The organism is Streptomyces krungchingensis (assembly GCF_054729265.1).
The window spans coordinates 3,253,657-3,269,019 of record NZ_JBPUKY010000001.1 but is presented as its reverse complement, the minus strand read 5'-3'; the positions used below and the strand labels follow the sequence as shown (position 1 = coordinate 3,269,019).

General features: G+C 73.1%; 15 protein-coding genes. 7 read left to right on the top strand and 8 right to left on the bottom strand.

Annotated features, from left to right (window positions below):
* Positions 1–97: 97 nt before the first annotated feature.
* Positions 98–1,999, top strand: coding sequence for a cytochrome bc1 complex cytochrome b subunit (gene qcrB, locus ACSYGO_RS14575; protein ID WP_426675930.1), 1,902 nt, complete (start codon positions 98–100; stop codon positions 1,997–1,999).
* Here qcrB and ACSYGO_RS14570 read toward each other — a convergent pair.
* Positions 1,974–2,996, bottom strand: coding sequence for an acyl-CoA dehydrogenase family protein (locus ACSYGO_RS14570; RefSeq protein WP_460386829.1), 1,023 nt, complete (start codon positions 2,994–2,996; stop codon positions 1,974–1,976). The genes qcrB and ACSYGO_RS14570 overlap by 26 nt on opposite strands.
* Complete coding sequence (locus ACSYGO_RS14565) at positions 2,996–4,141, bottom strand: acyl-CoA dehydrogenase family protein (protein ID WP_426675932.1); 1,146 nt, start codon at positions 4,139–4,141, stop codon at positions 2,996–2,998. The genes ACSYGO_RS14570 and ACSYGO_RS14565 overlap by 1 nt, the downstream gene beginning before the upstream one ends.
* Positions 4,142–4,201: 60 nt before the next feature.
* Here ACSYGO_RS14565 and ACSYGO_RS14560 point away from each other — a divergent pair, with 60 nt between their 5' ends.
* The 3 genes from ACSYGO_RS14560 to ACSYGO_RS14550 all read left to right on the top strand — a co-directional run bounded on the left by ACSYGO_RS14560 (position 4,202) and on the right by ACSYGO_RS14550 (position 6,893).
* Positions 4,202–4,993 carry an SDR family oxidoreductase gene (locus tag ACSYGO_RS14560; protein ID WP_426675933.1) on the top strand — a complete coding sequence of 264 codons (792 nt, stop codon included), beginning with the start codon at positions 4,202–4,204 and terminating at the stop codon, positions 4,991–4,993.
* 93 nt (positions 4,994–5,086) lie between these two features.
* A complete protein-coding gene (locus ACSYGO_RS14555) occupies positions 5,087–5,698 on the top strand; it encodes a TetR/AcrR family transcriptional regulator (protein ID WP_095933647.1) in 612 nt (203 codons plus the stop codon).
* A gap of 37 nt (positions 5,699–5,735) precedes the next feature.
* On the top strand, positions 5,736–6,893 hold the full coding sequence (locus tag ACSYGO_RS14550; RefSeq protein ID WP_460386827.1) for an acetyl-CoA C-acetyltransferase: 1,158 nt from the start codon (positions 5,736–5,738) through the stop codon (positions 6,891–6,893).
* Between the two features lie 69 nt (positions 6,894–6,962).
* Here the strand turns inward: ACSYGO_RS14550 and ACSYGO_RS14545 are convergent, their stop codons facing one another.
* Genes ACSYGO_RS14545 through ACSYGO_RS14525 form a run of 5 tightly spaced genes read right to left on the bottom strand, consistent with a single transcriptional unit; the run spans position 6,963 to position 11,029 of the window.
* Complete coding sequence (locus ACSYGO_RS14545) at positions 6,963–7,607, bottom strand: SIMPL domain-containing protein (RefSeq protein WP_426675935.1); 645 nt, start codon at positions 7,605–7,607, stop codon at positions 6,963–6,965.
* Complete coding sequence (locus ACSYGO_RS14540; RefSeq protein ID WP_345643887.1) at positions 7,604–8,668, bottom strand: NAD(P)H-dependent flavin oxidoreductase; 1,065 nt, start codon at positions 8,666–8,668, stop codon at positions 7,604–7,606. Before ACSYGO_RS14540 ends, ACSYGO_RS14545 begins: the two co-directional genes overlap by 4 nt.
* Complete coding sequence (locus ACSYGO_RS14535; protein WP_435220129.1) at positions 8,668–9,417, bottom strand: CoA-transferase subunit beta; 750 nt, start codon at positions 9,415–9,417, stop codon at positions 8,668–8,670. Before ACSYGO_RS14535 ends, ACSYGO_RS14540 begins: the two co-directional genes overlap by 1 nt.
* A complete protein-coding gene (locus ACSYGO_RS14530; RefSeq protein WP_460386826.1) occupies positions 9,414–10,280 on the bottom strand; it encodes a CoA transferase subunit A in 867 nt (288 codons plus the stop codon). The genes ACSYGO_RS14535 and ACSYGO_RS14530 overlap by 4 nt, the downstream gene beginning before the upstream one ends.
* On the bottom strand, positions 10,277–11,029 hold the full coding sequence (locus ACSYGO_RS14525) for an enoyl-CoA hydratase family protein (protein ID WP_460386824.1): 753 nt from the start codon (positions 11,027–11,029) through the stop codon (positions 10,277–10,279). The genes ACSYGO_RS14530 and ACSYGO_RS14525 overlap by 4 nt, the downstream gene beginning before the upstream one ends.
* Before the next feature lie 92 nt (positions 11,030–11,121).
* On the opposite strand from ACSYGO_RS14525, the gene ACSYGO_RS14520 reads away from it, so the two are divergent.
* Both ACSYGO_RS14520 and ACSYGO_RS14515 read left to right on the top strand, forming a co-directional pair.
* The gene (locus ACSYGO_RS14520) at positions 11,122–11,874 is read left to right on the top strand and encodes an SDR family oxidoreductase (protein WP_460389716.1); all 753 of its coding nucleotides are present in this window, start codon (positions 11,122–11,124) and stop codon (positions 11,872–11,874) included.
* Positions 11,871–12,785, top strand: a complete 915-nt coding sequence (locus tag ACSYGO_RS14515) for an SDR family oxidoreductase (RefSeq protein ID WP_426675939.1) — start codon at positions 11,871–11,873, stop codon at positions 12,783–12,785. Before ACSYGO_RS14520 ends, ACSYGO_RS14515 begins: the two co-directional genes overlap by 4 nt.
* A gap of 307 nt (positions 12,786–13,092) precedes the next feature.
* On the opposite strand, the gene ACSYGO_RS14510 is transcribed toward ACSYGO_RS14515, so the two are convergent.
* Positions 13,093–13,668 carry a MarR family winged helix-turn-helix transcriptional regulator gene (locus ACSYGO_RS14510; RefSeq protein ID WP_460386823.1) on the bottom strand — a complete coding sequence of 192 codons (576 nt, stop codon included), beginning with the start codon at positions 13,666–13,668 and terminating at the stop codon, positions 13,093–13,095.
* A 156-nt stretch (positions 13,669–13,824) separates the two neighbouring features.
* Between ACSYGO_RS14510 and ACSYGO_RS14505 the strand changes: the two genes are divergently transcribed.
* Positions 13,825–15,264, top strand: coding sequence for an MFS transporter (locus tag ACSYGO_RS14505; protein WP_426675941.1), 1,440 nt, complete (start codon positions 13,825–13,827; stop codon positions 15,262–15,264).
* Positions 15,265–15,363 lie beyond the last annotated feature (99 nt).

Genomic DNA, 15,363 nt, shown 5'->3' with positions numbered 1-15,363 from the left:
GATCGCGGGAGCGCATCGGCGGCTCCGGCCGGCCGGTGACGCCCCGTTGGCTTCGACGGGACGACATGCCACCCTTGGGGGCCGAGGGGAGCGGCGTATGGGCGCACGAGAGACCAACTCCGGGCGGGCTGCGGAGACTTCGGACGCCGGGGCACCACGCACCGGCGCGTCCGAGGCCGCGGGGTCGGCGCCGGCCGGCACCGGGAACGGGACGGCCGGGTCCGCGACGACGGGCACCCGGAACGGGGCTGCCGGGTCCACCACGGTCGGCGCAGGGAACGGGACGGCCGGGTCCACCACGGTCGGCGCAGGGAACGGGACGGCGCGCGCCGCGACCGGGACGACGACCTCCCGGCCCGTCGCGCCCGGAGCCGGCACCTCCCGGGCCGGGCGGGCGGCCGAGCCCGCCAAGGGCGAACGGCTCGCGGACTGGGCCGACGGGCGGCTCGGCATCTACGCGCTGGCCAAGGCCAACATGCGCAAGGTGTTCCCGGACCACTGGTCCTTCCTGCTCGGCGAGATCTGCCTCTACAGCTTCCTCGTGCTGATCCTCACCGGCGTGTACCTCACCCTGTTCTTCGAACCCAGCGGTGTCGAGGTCGTCTACCACGGCTCGTACGAGCCGCTCAACGGCGTCATCATGACCAGGGCCTACGAGTCCACGCTGGACATCAGCTTCGACGTGCGCGGCGGGCTGCTGATCCGGCAGATCCACCACTGGGCGGCGCTCGTCTTCCTCGCCGGGATGCTCGTGCACATGATGCGGGTGTTCTTCACCGGTGCGTTCCGCAAGCCGCGCGAGGTCAACTGGCTCTTCGGGTGGACCCTGTTGATGCTCGGCCTGATCACCGGGCTGACCGGCTACTCGCTCCCCGACGACCTGCTGTCCGGCACCGGCGTCCGCTTCGCGCAGGGCGCCATCCTCTCGGTCCCGGTCGTGGGGACGTACCTCTCCTTCTTCCTCTTCGGAGGGGAGTTCCCGGGGCACGACATCATTTCGCGCTTCTTCCCGATCCACGTGCTGCTGCTGCCCGGCATCATGCTCGGCCTGGTCGTCGCCCACCTGATCCTGGTCTTCTACCACAAGCACACGCAGTACCCCGGCCCCGGACGGGACGAGAAGTCGGTCGTCGGGATGCCCTTCATGCCCGTCTACATGGCCAAGGCCGGGGGGTTCTTCTTCCTCGTCTTCGGCGTGCTGTCGATCGTGGGCGCGATCGCGACGATCAACCCCGTGTGGGCCTTCGGCCCCTACCGTCCCGACCTGGTCACCACCGGCGCGCAACCCGACTGGTACCTGGGCTTCTCGGAGGGCCTGATCCGGGTGATGCCGGGATGGGAGATCAACGCCTGGGGACACACGCTCCAGCTGGGCGTCTTCATCCCCTTCATGCTCTTCCCGCTCATCATGACCGCGATCGCCGTCTACCCCTTCGTCGAGGCGTGGATCACCGGCGACAGGCGCGAGCACCACATCCTGGACCGGCCGCGCAACGTGCCCACGCGCACCGCGCTCGGCGTGGCCTGGCTGACGCTGTACGCGGTGCTGCTCGTCGGTGGTGGCAACGATCTGTGGGCCACCCACTTCCATCTCTCGATCAACGCGATCACCTGGTTCGTACGGGTGGCGGTCTTCGTCGGTCCCGTGCTCGCCTTCGTCGTGACCAAACGGATCTGCCTGGGGCTGCAACGCCGGGACCGCGACAAGGTGCTGCACGGGCGCGAGTCCGGGATCATCAAGCGCCTTCCGCACGGCGAGTACGTGGAGGTGCACGAACCGCTCACGCCGGCCCGGCGGTTCACGCTCACCCAGCACGAACAGGCGCCGCCGTACGAGGTGGGGCCGCGTGTCGACGCGAACGGCGTCACCCGGCGGATCCCCGTCCCGCACCGGCTGCGGGCGCGGCTGGCCCGCGCCCTGTACGGACCCGGGACACGGATACCCAAGCCGACGGCGGAGGAGTACCGGGAGATCACGAGCGGGGACCGGCACCACTGAGCCCGCGCAGGACCTCCGCCCGGCACTCGGCGGGAGTGCCCCACGCGGTGCGCAGCGCACGGGCCTTGGTCAGCCAGAGGGAGAGGTCGTACTCCGCCGTGTAGCCGATCGCGCCGTGCAGCTGCAACGCGGACCGGGCCGTCGTCCAGGCCGCCTCGCAGGCCGTGACCTTGGCGGCGGCCACGTCCGCCGGGGTCATCGACAGGGCGGCGCCGAACAGCAGCGGACGCGCGAACTCCAGGGCGATCCTCGCGTCCGCCAGCCGGTGCTTGACGGCCTGGAACGAGCCGATGGGCACACCGAACTGGGTGCGCCGCCGGACGTGCCCGACGGTCCGGTCGAGGAGCGCCTGCCCGACGCCGAGGGCCTGGGCCGCGGTGGCGAGACGGGCCCAGTCGAGCGCGCGGGCGGCCGCGTCGGCCACCCGGGGTCCGTCGGCGAGGCGTTCGCCGCCGGAGCGGGGGAGAGCCAGCCGGCGGGCGGGGTCCAGGGACGTCCGCGGGAGGCCGACGGGCCCGGCGGCGGCCCGGGACGACGCCCGCAGCTCCACCGCCGCGCCGGTGCCGCGCACCGTCAGCTGCAGGTCCGCCGCGTCGCCGTCCAGGGCGAAGGGGCCCCCGCCCGGCAGGACCAGCGTCGTCATGGACTTGCCCGACACGATCGCCGGCAGGAGCCGCTCGGCCGGCCCCTCCGCGCCGAGAGCGGCGAGGAGGGCGGCCCCCGCCACCGTCTCGGCCAGCGGTCCCGGCACGGCGTGGCGCCCCAGCTCCACGAAGGCGACGGCGATGCCGACGGGCAGCGGGCCCACCCCCTCGTACGCCTCGGGCGCCGCCAGCGCGAAGACGCCCGCGTCGGCGAGCCGGGACCACACGGCGCGGCCCGGTCCGTGGTCGCCCGAGGCCCAGGCGCGTACGACGGCCGGGGTGTCCGCGGACGACAGCATCGCGTCGAGCGAGGCGGCGAAGGCGCGTTGTTCGGTGTCGAGCAGGAAACGCATCAGCGGCGGCCCTTCGGCAGGCCGAGCAGCCGCTCGGCGATGATGTCGCGCTGGATCTCGTTGGTGCCCGCGTAGATGGGGCCGGCGAGGGAGAACACGAACCCTTCGGACCATTCGGTGTCCGCCTGCTCGCCCGCCGGGCCGAGCAGGTCGAGTGCCGTCTCGTGCAGCGCGATGTCGTACTCGGACCAGAAGACCTTGTTCAGGCTGGACTCCGGCCCGACGCTCTCCCCGTCGAGGAAGCGGGAGGCGTGGGCGTAGGTGAACAGTTGGTAGGCACGGGCGCCGATCACCGCGTCGGCCACCCGGTCGCGCAGGGCCGTGTCCGAGGGGTCGGCACGGTCGCGCCACAGGCCCACCAGCCGGTCGGCGGCGGCCAGGAAGCGGCCCGGCGAACGCAGGGTCAGCCCGCGTTCGTCGCCCGCCGTCGCCATGGCGACCCGCCAGCCCGCGCCCGGCTCGCCGATGACGTCCGCGTCCGGGACGAACACGTCGTCCAGGAACAGCTCGGCGAAGGCCGGCTTGCCGTCCAGCCGGCCGATCGGGCGGACCGTCACCCCCGGCGCCCGCAGGTCGAACATCAGGTAGGTCAGGCCCTGATGGGGCTTCGGGGTGTCCGGTTCGCTGCGGAACAGGCCGAACGCGCGGTCGGCGAACGCGGCCCGCGACGACCACGTCTTCTGGCCGCGCAGCAGCCAGCCGCCGTCCGTGCGTACCGCGCGGGAGGTGAGCGAGGCCAGGTCGGAACCCGCCTCCGGCTCGGACCACGCCTGCGCCCAGACGACCTCGCCCGTGGCCATCGACGGCAGCACGCGCGCACGCTGCTCCGCCGTCCCGTGGCCGAAGAGCGTCGGGGCGAGCAGGCTGATGCCGTTCTGGCTCACCCGGCCGGGGGCGCCCGCGGACCAGTACTCCTCCTCGAAGACCAGCCAGCGCACCACGTCCGCGGCGCGCCCGCCGTACTCCTCGGGCCAGGACACCACCGACCAGCGGTCCGCGGCCAGTTCGGCCTCCCAGGCGCGGTGGGCGGCGAATCCCTCCGCGGTCTCCAGGGAGGGCAGGGGGACGGCCGGGACATGGGCGTCGAGCCAGGCGCGGGCCTCGGCGCGGAACGCCTCGTCGGCGCGGGAATGGGCGAGATCCATCGGCGGCACCTTCCGGCGGCAACCTTCCCTAACAAGTGTTTGGTAGGTTAGCGTGGAGCCATGAGCGACGTCGAGAGCCCGGCGTACGTCCCCGGGCACGGGCTGCTGGAGGGGCGCACCGCCGTCATCACGGCCGCGGCGGGCGCGGGCATCGGAGGGGCCACGGCGCGGAGGTTCCTGGAGGAGGGTGCGCGCGTCCTGATCAGCGATGCCCACACGCGCCGGCTCAAGGAGACCGAGCAGGCCCTCGCCGCGGAGTTCGGCGCCGAGCGCGTCGCCGCACGGCCCTGCGACGTCACCGACGAGACCCAGGTCCAGGCGCTCCTCGAGGCGGCCACGGACCTGCACGGAAGCCTGGACACGGTCGTCAACAACGCCGGGCTGGGCGGCACTTCACCCCTCGTCGACATGACCGACGAGCAGTGGTCGAAGGTCCTCGACGTGACACTGACCGGCACCTTCCGGTGCACCAGGGCGGCCCTGCGGCTGTTCCGGGCGCAGGCGGGCGGGGGAGTCCTCGTCAACAACGCGTCCGTCGTCGGCTGGCGCGCCCAGGCCGGCCAGGCCCACTACGCCGCCGCGAAGGCCGGGGTCATGGCGCTCACCCGCTGCGCGGCGATCGAGGCCGCCGCCTACGGAGTGCGGGTCAACGCGGTGTCGCCGAGCCTCGCCATGCACCCCCACCTGGCGAAGGTGACCACCCCCGAACTGCTGGAGGAGCTGACCGGACGCGAGGCCTTCGGCCGGTACGCGCAGCCGTGGGAGGTGGCCAACGTGATCGTCTTCCTGGCCTCCGGCTACTCCTCGTACCTGACCGGCGAGGTCGTCTCCGTCAGCAGCCAGCATGCCTAGGCGCCGACCCGGCGCGATCCGTCGGACGGGCACCGCCCGCGCAGCGGTGCCCGGGGTGCGGGGCCCCGGGGCCCGCGGGACCACAATGGACCCGTGCCTACCAAGAAGAAGCCCCAGGTGACCGCGACACCGGAGCGGCGCCGCGAACTGCTCGACACCGCCGCCGAGGTCTTCGCCGAGCAGGGCTACAACGCCACCACCGTACGCAAGATCGCGGACGAGGCCGGGATGCTCGCGGGCAGTCTCTACTACCACTTCGACTCCAAGGAATCGATGCTGGAGGAGATCCTGCGGACCTTCCTCGACGAGCTCTGGAGCGGGTACGACGCCGTCCTGGACGCCGGTCTCGGCCCCCGCGAGACCCTGGAGGCACTCGTCACGGAGTCCTTCCGGGAGATCGACCGGCACCGGGCGGCCGTCGCGATCTACCAGAAGGAGTCCCGGCAGCTCGCCGCACAGCAGCGCTTCGCGTTCCTCGCCGCGTCGCAGCGCAACTTCGAGAAGGCGTGGCTGAGCACACTGGAACGCGGCGTCGTCGCCGAGGTCTTCCGGGCCGACCTCGACATCCGGCTCACCTACCGGTTCGTGCGCGACACCGTGTGGGTCGCCGCGTCCTGGTACCGGCCCGGAGGACAGCACAGCCCCGAGGAGATCGCCCGGCAGTACCTGTCGATGGTGCTGGACGGCATCTCCGCACGGGAGTAGCCGTACGCCAACACCCCATGTCTGCCAAGGAGTCGCCATGGCCGAGGCCTACATCGTCGAAGCGGTCCGCACGCCCGTCGGGCGCCGCGGGGGAGGCCTGGGCGGTGTCCACCCGGCCGACCTCGGCGCGCACGTCCTGAAGGCCCTGATCGAGCGGTCCGGCATCGACCCGGCCGCCGTCGAGGACGTCGTCTTCGGCTGTCTGGACGCGGTGGGACCGCAGGCGGGGGACATCGCCCGCACCTGCTGGCTCGCCGCCGGACTCCCCGAGGAGGTGCCGGGGGTCACCGTCGACCGGCAGTGCGGATCCTCCCAGCAGGCGGTGCACTTCGCCGCCCAGGCGGTGCTCTCCGGAACCCAGGACCTGGTGGTCGCGGGCGGAGTGCAGAACATGACCCTCATACCCATCGCCTTCGCCTCCCGGCAGGCCGCCGAACCGCTCGGCCTGACCGAGGGACCCTTCGCCGGCAGCGCGGGCTGGCGGGCGCGCTACGGCAGCCTTCCCGTCAACCAGTTCCACGGCGCCGAGTCGATCGCTCGGAAGTGGGGTATCGACCGGCGCGCCCAGGAGGAGTTCGCACTGCGCTCGCACCGGCGGGCGGTCCGCGCGCTCGACGAGGGCCGCTTCGCACGCGAGACGGTGCCCTACGGAGAGGTGACGGCCGACGAAGGCCCGCGCCGTGACACCTCGCTGGAGAAGATGGCGGGACTGAAACCCGTCGTCGAGGGCGGCACCATCACCGCCGCCTGCTCCTCGCAGGTCTCCGACGGCGCCGCCGCCATCCTGCTCGCCTCGGAGCGGGCGGTCCGCGAACACGGGCTGACGCCGCGCGCCCGCGTGCACCACCTCTCCGTCCGGGGCGAGGACCCCATCCGGATGCTGTCGGCCCCGATCCCCGCGACGGCGTACGCCCTGAAGAAGACCGGCATGTCCCTGGACGAGATCGACCTCGTCGAGATCAACGAAGCCTTCGCCCCGGTGGTCCTCGCCTGGCTCAAGGAGACCGGAGCCGACCCGGACAAGGTCAACGTCAACGGCGGCGCGATCGCACTGGGCCACCCGCTCGGCGCCACCGGAGCGAAACTGATGACGACCCTCCTGCACGAACTGGAGCGCACCGGCGGCAGGTTCGGCCTCCAGACCATGTGCGAGGGCGGAGGGCAGGCCAACGTCACCATCGTCGAACGGGTCTGACCTGAACGGCAGTTCACCGAAGGGGGCGTCACCCGGGCCCGGGGCGGGCCGGGTGACGCCGCAGCGGCCTCAGCGGACGAGGGAGAAGCCCAGCAGCACCGCTCCGTGGACCTCCACCATGCCGGGCGCCAGGTCGCCGTCGGAGTTCCCGCCGCCGCTGCCGTGCCCGCGCCCGCCGCCGCGCAGCTCCCAGGACTCCGGGTCCACGTCCTGGATGTGCACCACCGTGCCCAGCTCGACCCCCGCGGCCTCCGCGTACACCTCGGCCTTGCGGCGGGCCGCCGCTACCGCCCTGCGACGCGCCTCGTCGCGGACCGCCGGCTTGTCCCGGACGTCGAAGACGACGTCCTCGACGCGGTTGGCGCCCGCCTCGACCGCGTCCACGATCAGCTGCTGGAGGGTGTCGATGGCCTCGGTCTCCACCGCGTACGAAGCCCGGCAGCGGTACCCGAGGAACTTGCGGTCGCTGCCGTACCCCTCGTACTCCGAGTTGAGCTTGAGGCGGGAACCGGACACCGACGCGTCCGGTATGCCGTGCGTGCGCAGTGTCTCCCGCAGCCGGGACACCGCCGTGCCCGCCTCCTGGAAGGCCCGGTCCGGGGAAGGCTCCAGGACATCGATGGTGAGTCGCACCCGCACCAGCTGGGGTTCCAGCCGGACGCTTCCCGCACCGAAGACACTGAGGCCCCACGGCTCATTGATCGACTGATTCATGCGGGCATTGAAGCACCGGGGTCCGGCAGGGCGCCGAGGGTTTCGTGCGCCTGGGCCATCACGCGCGTGACCAGCTCCGCGCACGACGGCAGGTCCTCGATGACACCCGCGACCTGCCCCGACGCCATCACCCCCAGATCCGTGCGCCCCTCCACCATCGACGCCCGCAGCAGCATGGGGGTGTTGGCGGCGAGCAGGACCTGGCTCCACGTCAGGTCCCGGCCGTGCTTCATGGCCAGGCCGTCGCGGATCATCCGCGACCAGGACAGTCCGGACAGCCGCCGGAAGCCGGCCGCCCGGCGCACGGCCCGGACCAGCGTCCGCGCACGGCCGGACCGCTCCAGGGAGTCGACGAGCTCGCTGCGCAGCATGCGGTGCGGCAGCCCGTCCACCGCCCTGGTCACCGTGACGTCCTTGACCGTCGCCGCCAGGTATCTCGCCTTCACCGCGTCGGGGACGGTGGAGTCCGAGGTGAGCAGGAAACGGGTGCCCATGGCGATGCCCGCCGCGCCGTACGCCAGCGCGGCCACCAGGCCCCGCCCGTCGTGGAAGCCGCCGGCGGCGACGACCGGTATACGGACCGCGTCCACCACCTGGGGCAGCAGCACCGTCGTCGCCACCTCCCCGGTGTGGCCGCCGCCCTCGCCGCCCTGCACGATCACGGCGTCCGCGCCCCATGCGGCCACCTTCTCCGCGTGCCGCCGGGCGCCGACGGACGGGACGACGACCACGCCGGCCTCCTTCAGCTCGGCGATCAGTTCGCGTGAGGGGGCGAGCGCGAAGGACGCGACGCGGACGCCCTCGTCGATGATGATCCGCACCCGGTCTCCCGCGTCCCCGGCGTCGGCGCGCAGATTCACCCCGAACGGCTGGTCCGTACGGGACTTGACCTCCCGCACGGCCTCCCGCAGCCGGTCGGGCGTCATGGTCGCGGAGGCCAGGACACCCAGTGCGCCGGCGTTCGCCGTCGCCGAGACCAGACGGGGGCCTGCCACCCAGCCCATCCCGGTCTGTACGAGGGGGTGGCGGACCCCGACGAGCCGGGTCAGCGCGGTCTCCATCAGCGCCCGCCCCGTCCCGCCGGGGGGACCTCACGGTCCCGCGCCCCGGCCGGGTCGATGACCTCACGGATCAACTCCAGTTCCTGATCCGTCGGTTCGCGGGTGGACGGCACCTCGTCGGGGACGGTCAGCGCGAAGCCCGTGGCCGCCCGCACCTCGTCGACCGTGACACCCGGGTGCACCGAGGCCAGCCGCATCGAGCGATCGGGCGTCGCGAAGTCGAGGACGGCGAGATCGGTCACCACGCGTGGCAGGCGGTGGAAGCGGGTGGCGCTCGGCCCCGCGGCGGCGGCGCGGTCGTACCCCACGCCGCACACCATGTCGACCCGCTCGACGAAGACGCGCGGGGAGTGCTTCGGGATCCAGTAACTCGTCGGGTTGTTCAGGGTGTTGACCGGGGCGCCGCGCACGCCCAGCAGCTGGCGCCCGGGGCGCTCCCGGTCGCCGATGCGGGAGATGTTCTGGTTGCCGAAGCGGTCGAGCTGGCTCGCGCCCATCATCACGTGCCGGCGCCCGCCGGTGACCGCCGTCAGATGCCGGCGGTAGGGCAGCCAGCCCTCGGGCGTGCCGTCGGGGCCGACGAGCATGGCCTCGCCGTCGGTGAGCAGCAGGTCGGGCGAGAAGGTGCGCCGGGCGAGCCGGGCGGCGACGGAGGGGATCAGGCCCATGGGGCTGGCGAGCACCTCGCCGTCGCCCCGCCAGGCCTCGGCACAGGCGATCACGCAGTACTCGGCACGGGTCGTCCTCACGGGGTCCCCTCCTTCTGCCAGGCTTCGACGGCGCGTTGATAGGCGTGTTCGTCGCCGCTCAGGAAGCGCTCGGCGAACTCGGCGTGCCCCGTGGTGGCGTACAGCTTCTGGAAGGCCTCGTCGCGTCCGTAGTCGGGGGCGCAGGAGGTGAAGTGCGCGCCGTTCGGTGTCTCCACGACGCCCGTCACACTCGACCGCTGGAGCAGCAGCGTCTGCGGGGCGGCCTCCTTGACGAGGTCCGCCGTGTCGACGATCCGCTCGCAGGAGACGTACGCCGCGTCCGCCGCCTCACAGAACAGGTCGTCGAAGTACGGGTCGGGGCCCAGATACTGGCCGTTGCCCAGGCGGTCCGCGCGGTTCATGTGGACCAGGGCCGCGTCGAGGCGCAGCGCGGGCATGGCGACGAACTCCTCGCGCACTCCCGTGGACGGGTCGGCGTACGGCGAGGTGACCGTCCGCAGGCCCGGGTCGGCTCTCAGGACGTCCGAGCCGAGGCCCGCCCGCACCGGCAGGAACGGCAGCCGGTTCGCGGCGGCGTGCAGCCCCCACATGAACATCGCCTCGTCGACCTCCGTCAGCTCGATGGCGCCGCTCTCCCGCGCCGCGCGGTAGTGCGGTTCGAGGGGGATCGAGTCGAGGGTGACGAAGGCGGTGACGAGCTTGCGGATGCGTCCGGCGGCTGCCAGCAGGCCCACGTCCGGGCCGCCGTACGACACGACGGTGAGGTCCGTGACCTCGCTCCGGAGCAGGGCTCTGACCAGGGCCATCGGCTTGCGGCGTGCGCCCCAGCCGCCGATGCCCAGGGTCATCCCGCTCTCCAGGCGGGCGACGGCCTGGTCCGCGGACATGGTCTTGTCGGTCACTGGACGGCCTCCTTGCCGAAGGTGTCGCGGACGCGGCCGGCCACCCCGCTCAGGTTGGCCTCGAAGGTGAAACCCTGCTCGAAGCGGTAGCTGCGGCGCACGTCGACGGGATCGATGCCGTTGATCGCGGCCTTGGCGAGGCGGATGAGCCGGCCGTCCTTGGCGGCTATCTCGCGGGCCAGCTCCAGCGCGGCGGCGCGCAGCCGCTCCCGCCCGACGACCCGCCACACGGAGCCGTGCGCGTGCAGTTCGGCGGCGCTCGCCGTGCGTGAGGTGTAGTACAGCGCGCGCATCAGGTGCTGCGGGACCAGCCGGGCCAGATGCGTGGCCGCGCCGAGCGCGCCCCGGTCCAGCTCGGGGAGGCCGAAGGTGGCGTCGTCGCTGGCCACGATCGCGTCGGCGTTCCCCACGAGGCCTATGCCGCCGCCCAGGCAGAAGCCGTGCACCGCGGCCACGACCGGGACCTCGCACTCGTACACCGCGGCGAAGGCCTCCGCGCAGCCGCTGTTGGCGCCGAGGAGCGCGCTGTGGCCGTCCTGGTCGCGCTGCATCTCCTTGATGTCGACTCCCGCGTTGAACCCGCGTCCCTCGGCCGCCAGCACCACACAGCGATGCCCGGGGTCGCGGCCCGCCGCGCGGATCGTGTCGGCCAGGGCGAACCAGCCGCTGACCGGCAGTGCGTTCACCGGGGGGTAGTCGACCGTGACGACGGAAATCCCCTTTTCCGGGGACGAGGTGGAGACACCCATGGGCGCATCAGCTACCTTTCCACCAAACGTTTGTTAGGTGCAATCTCGAAGCTAGCAGCGAATGCATCCGCGCGGGAGGCCCTGTGGACAACCTGGATCTCGACGGCAGGACGGTCGTCGTCACCGGCGGCACCCGTGGTGTCGGGGCCGGGATCGCCCGGGCCTTCGCACGGACCGGCGCGCGGGTCGTGGTCTGTGCCCGCAGACCACCCGAAGTGCCGCTGGAGGGCGTCGACTTCGTCTCCGTCGACCTGCGCGACACGGCCGCCGTGCACGCCTTCTTCGACGCCCTGCCGCGACTCGACGTGCTGGTCAACAACGCGGGCGGCGCCCCCTACCGGCCGCTGGCACGAGCGGACGCGGCACGGCACGCCCGGGTGATCGAGCTCAATCTCACCGCGCCGCTCACCGCCTCGCTCGCCGCGTACGAGCACCTCAGGCGGGCCGGGGGCTCCATCGTGATGATCGGCAGCGTGAGCGGGACACGGCCGTCACCCGGGTCGGCGGCGTACGGCGCGGCCAAGGCGGGTCTGGAGAACCTCGCCCGCTCGATGGCCGTCGAATGGGCCCCCGACGTCCGGGTCAACACGCTGGTCGTCGGCATGGTCCGCACCGAACTGGCCCATCTGCACTACGGCGGTGAGGACGGGGTCGCGGCCGTCGCCGGCACCGTCCCGCTGGGCCGCCTCGCCCGGCCGTCCGACGTCGGGGAGGCCGCCGTCTTCCTCGCGTCGGACGCCGCCGCGTACATCAGCGGGGCCTCGCTCCTCGTCCACGGGGGCGGGGAGCGGCCGGCGTTCCTGGACGCCGCGACGGTCAACAAGGAGAAGGGAGACGTGCGATGAGCGCACGGCCGCTGTGCGAAGGGCGGGTCGTCGTCGTCACGGGGGCGGGCCGCGGGCTCGGGAGGGCGCACGCCCTCGCGTTCGCCGCCGAGGGTGCCCGGATCGTGGTGAACGACCTCGGTGTCGGCCTCGACGGCACGCCGGGGGAGGGGGGTCCGGCCGCGCGGGTGGCCGAGGAGATCCGTGCGGCGGGCGGCGAAGCGGTCGCGCACGGCGGCGACATCGCGACCGCCGAGGGCGCCGCGTCGCTGGTCCGTACCGCCCTGGAGACGTACGGCCGCCTCGACACCCTCGTCAACAACGCCGGGTTCCTGCGCGACCGGATGCTCGTCAACCTCGAAGAGGACGACTGGGACGCCGTGATGCGCGTCCACCTGAAGGGGCACTTCCTGCCGTTGAAGCACGCGGCGGCGCACTGGCGCACCGAGGCCAAGGCGGGACGGACCCCGTCGGCCCGCGTCGTCAACACCAGCAGCGGAGCCGGGCTGCTGGGCTCGGTGGGGCAGGGCAACTACAGCGCGGCCAAGGCGGGGATCGTCGGGCTGACCCTCGTCGCCGCCGCGGAGCTGGGGCGCTACGGCGTCCAGGTCAACGCGATCGCCCCGGCGGCCCGTACGCGGATGACCGAGCGGACGTTCGCCGAGTCCATGGCCGCGCCGGGGACCGGGTTCGACGCCATGGCCCCCGAGAACGTCTCACCGCTCGTCGTGTGGCTGGGCTCGGCCGCCAGTGCCGGGGTCACCGGCCGCGTCTTCGAGACCGAAGGCGGACGGATCACCGTGATGGAGGGCTGGCGGCCGGGCCCGAGCGCGGACAGGGGCGCGCGCCGCACCCCGTCGGAGGCGGGCGAGACGGCACTGAAACTGCTGGCGGCGGCGGAGACGCCCGGCGCGGTGTACGGAGCGGGGTAGTCCCGCGCGCCATGGCCCGGCTCCTCGGTGCGCCACGGTCCGGCCCCTTGAGCAGGCCTTTTGGGTGGGGTGAGCCGCGGCCCGGCTCTCTCCCTGAGTGGGCGTGCATCCCGGCGAGCGGGCATCCTGATCTCCCTCGGAGCGGGCGGGAGTTCGGCCTCTCCGAGGCGAGGGGCACCCGGTTTCCCCGGGCGCGCCCTGGCCCGGCCGTCCGGGCGCGGGGTCGTGTGCCGGTGCCGAAGGCCCGGCCGCGCCGTCGTCCCGGGCGCGGCGAGAAGTCCCCGCGGCGGCCGTGCGGCCGGACCCGCTACCGCGCGAGGCGGGCGGCGGCCTCGCGCTGCCGTTCCGACATGACGGACAGGAAGCGGACCACGGTGTCCAGCTCGTCCGTGCTGAACTCCTCGCAGGCGTCGACCACGTCGCGCGCCCAGTCCTCGAAGAACCCGGCCAGTTCGGCGATCTTCCCGTCGTCCAGCTCGACGACGACCCGGCGCTTGTCGGTCGGGTGCTCGACCCTGCGGACGAAGCCCTTGGCCTCCAGCCGGTCGATGAGTCCGGTGACCGACGCGGGGGCCAGGCCCGTGTGTCCGGCCAGGTCCTTGGCGGTCAGCGGGCCGAACCGCTGGAGCAGGTCGAGGGTCTTGGTCTCGGTGGCGTTCAGACCCTGACGGGCCGCGACCGCCGCATGGAACATCACGGTCACCCCGCTGTGCTCACGGCCGACGGTCATGAGCCGCTCCAGCGTCTGCGCACGCCGGGCGTCGGTGTCGTCGGCAGGCACATGCCCGGTCCGGTCGCCGGTCCGAGCGTCGGGGGGATCGCCCGCCGCATCGGCAGTCGCGCCGGAGCGCTTCGCGCTGCCGCCCCTCTCCTCGCTGCTCATGACGGCAAGGCTAGCAAATATTTCGTTCGGTCGAACTAAGGACTTGCGATCACGGCAGGGTCGATGCAAGTCTTTCGTTAGTCCGAACGAAATAAATCACCCGGTCACTCCGCCACGGAACACCGGTGACCCACGCCTTCGAGTCAGGGGGAACCCATGTCCACGACCCTCGCCGCCACCGCCCCGCCGGTGTCCGAACCCCACCCGCGCCGCTGGGCCGCGGCCGTCGTGATGATGGTCGCGGCACTGATGGACCTGCTGGACGTGACGATCGTGAACGTCGCCATCCCGTCCGTGGGCCGTGATCTGCACGCCTCCCAGAGCGCCCTGCAGTGGTTGGTCTCCGCCTATCTCCTGGGCTTCGCCGCCACTTTGATCCTCGCCGGGCACCTCGGGGACCGCGTCGGGCGGCGCTTCCTCTTCCTCGCCGGCACGGCAGGTTTCGGCCTCGCTAGCCTCGGCTGCGGGTTGGCCCAGTCGCCGGGGCAGCTCATCGCCGCCCGCGCCGTGCAGGGGGTGGCGGCGGCCGTACTGATGCCGCAGGTGCTCGGCTCGTTCCGCACGCTGTTCCAGGGCAAGGAGCGCGGTGCCGCCTTCGGGATGTACGGCGCCGTGGCCGGCTTCGCCTCCGCCGTCGGACTGCTGCTCGGCGGCGTGCTCACCGACGCCGACCTGTTCGGGTGGGGCTGGCGGTCCGTGTTCCTGGTGAACGTGCCGATCGCCGCGGCGACCCTGGTGGCCGGGTTCGTCCTCGTACCGGCCACGCGTGAGCGGTCCGCCGGACGGCCCGACGTGCTCGGCAGCGCGCTCCTCGCCGGCGGCCTGGTCGCGATCGTGCTCCCCCTGGTGCAGGGGCGTGGCAACGGGTGGCCGCTGTGGGGCTGGATCTGTCTCGCGGCCGGGGTGCTCGCCGTGGGCGGGCTCGGGGTGTACGAGGCGCGGCGGCACACGTCGGTGACGGTGCCCCTGCTGCCGGTGCGCGCCTTCCGGCTCCCCGCGTTCTCGGTGGGCGTCCTCGTCCAGCTCCTCTTCTCCGTCGGGATGCAGGGCTTCTTCCTGGTCTTCGCGATCTGGCTGCAGGGCGGCGAGGGGTACACGCCCACCCAGGCGGGGGTGCTGACGGTGGCGTTCTCCGCCGGGAGTTTTCTGACGGCGCCCGCGGCCGACGGACTCGCCGTGAGGTTCGGCCGGCTGGTGCTGGGACTCGGCGCGCTGCTCATGGCCGGCGGCTTCGGGTGGATCTGGGCGGCCGTCGCCGATTCCTCCGCCGCGGGTGCCGGGGCATGGCCGCTGGTGCCGGGGCTGGTGCTCGCCGGGGCGGGCCTCGGCTTCCTCGTGGTCCCCCTGGTGAACGTGGTGCTGTCCGCCGTGCCCGGCGAGCTCGCCGGTGCCGCGTCGGGGATCTTCTCCACGGCCCAGCAGTTCGGCGGGGCGCTCGGCGCGGCGGTGATCGGGAGCGTGTTCTTCGGGCGGGCGTCGCACGGGCTGACCAGCGCGCTGACCTCGGCGATGCCCTGGGTGCTGGCCGGGTTCGTGCTCTGCGCCGGGTTGTGCGCGGCTCTGCCCCGCAGCGCCGTGGCCGCGTACGAGGCGTGACCTCGGGGTCGGCGTGAACGGCCGTGGCCACGAGCGACGGAGGGGCCGGGGGCGTGCCGCGAGGCGGGCTTCCGGCCCCTGCGGCGTCGCCGTGACCAC